We start from the raw sequence: 5,183 nt of genomic DNA, 5'->3' as shown, positions 1-5,183 counted from the left end.
TAAATGAAACTTGGGCTGAACATGATATCGGCATCCACCAACTCGCCGGCAAATTGCGCCGAGCAGCGACCCCCGGCAGCGCAACTACCAGAGGAAATCACCGTGCCCGCGCCTCCCGAAAAAACGGGGACCGTAAACGCGAGCACGCCATTGGGGAAGCTGATCGCCGCGCTGGGGTTGAAGCAAAGCGTGGTAATCCCATTTACCTTGAAGTCGCAAAGGTTTGCCTGCGTTCCGGGGAGTGTCAAAGGAATCGTGGCATTGGGCTCGCCGAGAGGTTTGCGGGGGTCCACATTCGGATTGATGTTGGCGATTCCCGCCCAGGTGGCGAAGCTTTCGTTAACGACGCTTTGCACGGCAGAAAAGCATTGTTGGCCGCTGCCGGCGGCGCAGTGAATGTTGCTTGAGACGCTGCCGGCGTGAGTCCTGGAATCCGTTCCGGTGTATAGCGAAACCGGCACCTGCCCGAAGCTAGGGCTGAGGTTCCACCGGATAGGGATCGGACAGAGAGGAGTGCTGGCGGGCAGTGGTGGGGGAGCGTTCGGGTTGACCAAAATCGGAACAAAAGCGTGGCCAGGAGAGGTTGCCCGAAGCAGCAGAACCAGCGCCAAAGAGGCGAGAAGCGCGCGACGCTTGGCCATGGCTATCTCCCCTGCGGCTGGACCCGCTCAAGCGTCCGCCGCAGCTCGCGGTTGAACTCTTCGAGCGGCATCTGCCGGGCCGTCCCCGGTCTCACCCTTTTCGTTTGCGGGTCGTAAATGCCGGCGCCCAGGGTGGATTGCCGCACCTGGCGGCGGCCCGTCGCCGGCTCCTTCAAAATCCTCATGTGGCCTTGCGAGAGACCGACCACCATGAAGGCGTCGCGAGCGTTCGGGTCGCGTTCGAGAAACAGAATCGCTTCTTCCCCCGGCGCCAGAAGCGGTGCGCCGGGCACCACCGCGTGAAGGTTCCCCACCCGGCCGCCGGGTTGCCGAACGACGACGGTGCGCGTACCCCGTCCCTTGCCCCGATCCGTCGGGGCGAAGGCTTCGGGAGATCGGGGCGTGGTTTCCTCGCCGGCCAGCGTCTGGGTCACCTCGAACGTCGCCAGGGTAAAGACCTGCCCTTCTTCCATTCGGCTTTCGACGGAGAGGCACTTTGCCTGAACGATTCGATTGGAAGCGCGGGTCATCTCTTCGAGCGAAAGTTTCTGCAAGGTAGTGGCGAACACAAGGGTCGAAGAGTCGAAGAGACAAAGAGTCAAAGCGATGACGACCGCGCAAAGCAGGGGAGAAACCGTCGCCCGTTTCACTCTTCGACTCTTAGACTTTTCGACTTTTTGACTCTTCATTTGACTATTACTCCTCCGGCGGCAACCGCCAGGTTCGAGCGCGTGTCGCGAATGACCAGGGTGCGTGGCCCCGGCGCGACATCCGAAGGCACGGTTAACATGGTCTGAAGTCCCCCGCTGCCAACGGGACGCGCCTCGGGAGGATTCGTGACCAGAATATCGGGCGGATTCGGCCCGCTCAGCGAAACCGTGTACAGCGCGGCTGTAGCTGGATCCAGTCCGGAGAGGCGATCGCCGCCAGCGCAAAGGATGAACCGAACTGCTCCGGCAGCAGGCCGGGTGACCGTTACGGGGCCGAACACCAAGGTGTTCAGCGGACACGTCGTGTTTGGCGGCACTGGAGCTACTCCCAGGACCATCTGATTCAACGGCGGATCGTTGGGAACCCCTACCGCGGCGTCGTCCACCGCCACCACATCCACTCCCGCCACCGGGGTCGAATCAGGGACGGCCACCGCCACCGGCGTCCCGGTTGACCCCGCCGGGAGCGCATCCACAAGGACAAAGGGGGCGATGGCGCTCTGGCCGTTGCTGCTGTTGCAGACCCTCAGATTAAGCGTGCCGGAGCCGGACTGGCTGCTCAAAGGCAAGTTGCCGGTGACACCGGGTGGGTTGCCCGAGAAGGCAGAACTGCTGGCAAGCGGCTGCCCGCTGCACGGTGGAGCCTGCGGCGGAAAGAGTTTGGCTGTGGAGTCGATGTTGTTGCCGCTCACGGTCACTGTGATGATCGTATCTGCCAGCCCAGAAGTCCGGCTCCTTGGCCGAACCACTGTGATTGTGATCGGACCGTCAATGGTAGCGGTTGCCGTGCCAAAGCGACTGGCGTCGGTCGGAAACGCCGCCTTTATGGTGATGACATTGTTGAAAGGGACAGAGCCAGGAGCGGTGAAGTCGCAGGTGGTTGTGGCGGTGCACCCAGCGGCCAGCGTCCCGCCACCCGTCACCGACCAGTTTGTTGGCGCGGGCTCGGCCGGTGGTCCGGGAAGGCAGTTCGGTGGCGTGGCGGAGGTGCTTGCGGAAAAGGTTCTAGTCGCACCCGTGGCAAGGAGGGCGGTGGCGGGCGTAACGACAATTAGCTGAGCGGGGGTGTTGACGAACGCGGTGGTTGAGCCGGTGACGGTCGGGTCGGCCACTGGAACGGCGCCAATGGTGATGCTGCCGCCACTCGGCGGCGTACACGGGGCGGTGTAGGTGGCCGGATTCCCGCGGGTGATGGCGCCTACCGTCGCCGCGTCCCCGTCCGTGATCCCGTTCACAGTCCAGTGGTCAATCGTTCGGATGGCCGTCCCCTGGACAAGCGCGCTGAAGGATTGGCTTGTCCCGATGAGAATCTGGGGCGTGGCCGGGGTTACCACCACGCTGATGGTGATCGTTGCGGCAGTCGAGCCTGACTTCGTGCCATCGGCGACGCTGGTGGCGGTGATGGTGACGGTAGCCGGTGCCGGCACAAAAGCGGGCGCGGTATAGAGACCTGTTATGGTGTTGATGGAGCCGATGCCGGCCGGCGTAATGCTCCAACTAACCAATGTGCTCGCATTCCCCTCGACCGTGACATTGGCAGTGAACTGTTGTGTGCGATTCACCGCCACGCGCGGATTGGCCGGCGCGACGGTGACCGAAAGAACCCTGGGCGGAACGAATCCTCCTCCACCGCATCCACCGCATCCCACCAACAGGAGGGTGAAGGCGCAGAGAAGCAACCCGTGTGGCCGCTTCATCAAGCTGTTGGACCTTCCCTGTTCCGAGCAGCGGCTTCACCGTCCCGGTCTGCGGGATCAGCGAGCGCGAAAAAATTATCACCTGGCCTTCGAGGATGCAATGGTACCTCAAAAAGGTTGTGCGGTGGGAAGCGTTGGCGGGCGACGTTCTCCACAGCTTCGTGAGCCAGCGGTACGGCGTCCGGGTGCGCTCCATCACGCTGCTGCCCCTCGGCGGCATCGCCGCGCTCGAGGACGTGCCCGAACCGCGCCAGGAAGTTCCCATCGCGCTGGCCGGGCCGGCGGTGAATCTTGTGATCGCCGGCGTGGTTCTGGGTTTCTTGGTGGTGAGCCGTTCGGACCGGTCGTTTGTCCATCCCATCATCAACACAGAAGACCTCTGGCCCAGCTTGCTTTGGGCAAATCTGTATCTCGCTCTATTCAATTTGATTCCAGCCTATCCGATGGATGGGGGGCGGATCTTGCGCGGGTGGCTGGCGCGGAAGACGGACTACGTGCCAGAGCATCGTGCGCAGCGTTGCCTTGCTCACCGAACGAGGCCAACACGGGCTCGATTTCTTGCGCGACAGTTAAGCCGATGCCGCCTGCCTTGCGGGGAAGCAGGGAATTGGTGGTAGAATGCCGCCCCCGGAGAGATTTCCTTGGCTTTCCATCTTGCTTTGTTCCTGTGCGCCGCCCTGGCCCCGATAAAATCATCGGGGCTGGTGCCCATGCACCCGCCGGTCCTGGCTCAGATGCTCGGCCCCTTGGACGGCAGCCCGACCAATCCTTTTGATATCGAACGCGTCCGGGTAGGCGATGCAGCCCCGGACTTTGTCCTGCTCGACTATCAGAAGCGTCCCGTCCAGCTCTCTCATTTTCGCGGCAAGAAGATTGTGCTCCTCGTCTTCTTTCGCGGCCACTGGTGACAGGTCTGCGCGCATCAGCTCGGGCAGCTGAAATCGCTACTTGCTCCGGCGGAGAAGCGCCGCGTGCAAATCCTGGGCATCAGCCCGGAAGGACCTGAGGTCTGGGCAAAACTTTCCGAAGAACTGGCTGCCTATCCCGGTCCCATGGACTACCCGATCTTGCAGGATTTGGGTCACCGGGTGATTGATCGCTTTGGCATCCTGAACCCGGCTGGCCGGGGCTGGCCGCACCCGGGAGCTTACATCATCGACGCGAACGGCATTGTCCGCTGGAAATTTGTCCGCACCGATTTCCGCGAGCGACCCACCAATGAGATGATCCGCAGCGCCATCCGGCGGATCGAAGCGGAATCTCCTCCTCCCCCGAGGAAATCCGGATAGCGAGGGTTGGGCTGGAGTCCGGCTCCGCGTCCGGTTCCTGCCTGGCTTGACACGCTTGCACACGCGGCCAATAATCGCTTTTGAACGAAGATGGCCAGGCCCGAAGTTCACCGCCGCGTGAAAAGTTACTCCGCTGAGAGCGGGGTAACGTATCAATATTGTTTCTACGAGGTAGAAAAGACAACGCGGAAAAAAATTTCCGGGTCCGGCTCCGATGGGGTCACCGTGTACACCTACCTTGTTTCCACTGACCGAAAAACATCGTTTCCCCTGCACGTCTATGTTTGGCAAGAGGCCGTGGGCAACTGGGAAAAAGGCGTTGGCCGGCGGATGACCGGGACGGAAGAGTACGCGCTGGCCAAGCTGCGTCTCTTCCGCGGCTTCGATGAAGCGCAAGAACCCCTCGCCCTAGCCGCCGAGCTCTTTGTGGACGATTCCAACCTCGACGGGCTTCTATCGCAACTCGACCTTTGATGCGCGCATCACAATCACTGGGGAGTTGCCGGCATCCACGGAACGATCCTGTCTTTCGCCGGCATGGTTGAGGGCCGCCTGGAAGGCGGCGCTACGGCCTCGGCCAGAAGGTTTTCGTAGCGCCGGCGTCTCACCGGCATGGCGGGGCTGTCGGGGCTTTGTTAGAATAGCTTGGTTTAGCCGCAGGGAAGATTGGGACGGTCATCATGGTGCTTGCGAGGCGACGTTCAAGGTGGATGGTGGCGGGCCTGGCCGCGCTAGTCCTTCTTGGGCTGGCCATCGCCGGGCGTGACCCGGACCCGCAGGTTCGCGTCGCCACCGTCCAGCGCGGCAAACTGGTGGCGACCATTTCCACCAATGGCAAGGTGGAGC

6 protein-coding genes and 1 pseudogene are annotated in these 5,183 nt (G+C 62.2%); 4 read left to right on the top strand and 3 right to left on the bottom strand.

Annotation, left to right across the window (positions count from 1 at the left end; all coding sequences use genetic code 11):
• The 3 genes from VIH17_12100 to VIH17_12090 all read right to left on the bottom strand — a co-directional run.
• Positions 1–641, bottom strand: a 641-nt coding sequence (locus VIH17_12100) for a hypothetical protein (GenBank protein ID HEY4683970.1), incomplete at its 3' end; no start/stop codon positions are given.
• 2 nt (positions 642–643) lie between these two features.
• Positions 644–1,330, bottom strand: coding sequence for a hypothetical protein (locus VIH17_12095; GenBank protein HEY4683969.1), 687 nt, complete (start codon positions 1,328–1,330; stop codon positions 644–646).
• Positions 1,327–3,048 (bottom strand): hypothetical protein, encoded by a 1,722-nt coding sequence (locus VIH17_12090; protein HEY4683968.1) that lies wholly within the window; start codon positions 3,046–3,048, stop codon positions 1,327–1,329. The genes VIH17_12095 and VIH17_12090 overlap by 4 nt, the downstream gene beginning before the upstream one ends.
• Here VIH17_12090 and VIH17_12085 point away from each other — a divergent pair.
• From VIH17_12085 to VIH17_12070, 4 genes and pseudogenes are all read left to right on the top strand, one after another.
• Positions 3,036–3,665: a M50 family metallopeptidase gene (locus VIH17_12085; protein HEY4683967.1), complete on the top strand. Its 630-nt coding sequence runs from the start codon at positions 3,036–3,038 to the stop codon at positions 3,663–3,665. The two genes, VIH17_12090 and VIH17_12085, sit on opposite strands and share 13 nt — an antisense overlap.
• A gap of 24 nt (positions 3,666–3,689) precedes the next feature.
• Entirely contained in the window at positions 3,690–3,956 is a 267-nt protein-coding gene (locus VIH17_12080) for a hypothetical protein (GenBank protein ID HEY4683966.1), read from the top strand.
• 15 nt (positions 3,957–3,971) lie between these two features.
• A pseudogene (locus VIH17_12075) lies at positions 3,972–4,337 on the top strand (redoxin domain-containing protein).
• Positions 4,338–4,427: 90 nt separating this feature from the next.
• Entirely contained in the window at positions 4,428–4,811 is a 384-nt protein-coding gene (locus tag VIH17_12070; GenBank protein HEY4683965.1) for a hypothetical protein, read from the top strand.
• Positions 4,812–5,183: the final 372 nt, after the last annotated feature.

It is taken from the genome of Candidatus Acidiferrales bacterium (assembly GCA_036514995.1).
GTDB lineage: Bacteria > Acidobacteriota > Terriglobia > Acidiferrales > DATBWB01 > DATBWB01.
The sequence above is the reverse complement of the archived record's forward strand: the minus strand, read 5'-3'. Positions and strand labels throughout refer to the sequence as shown.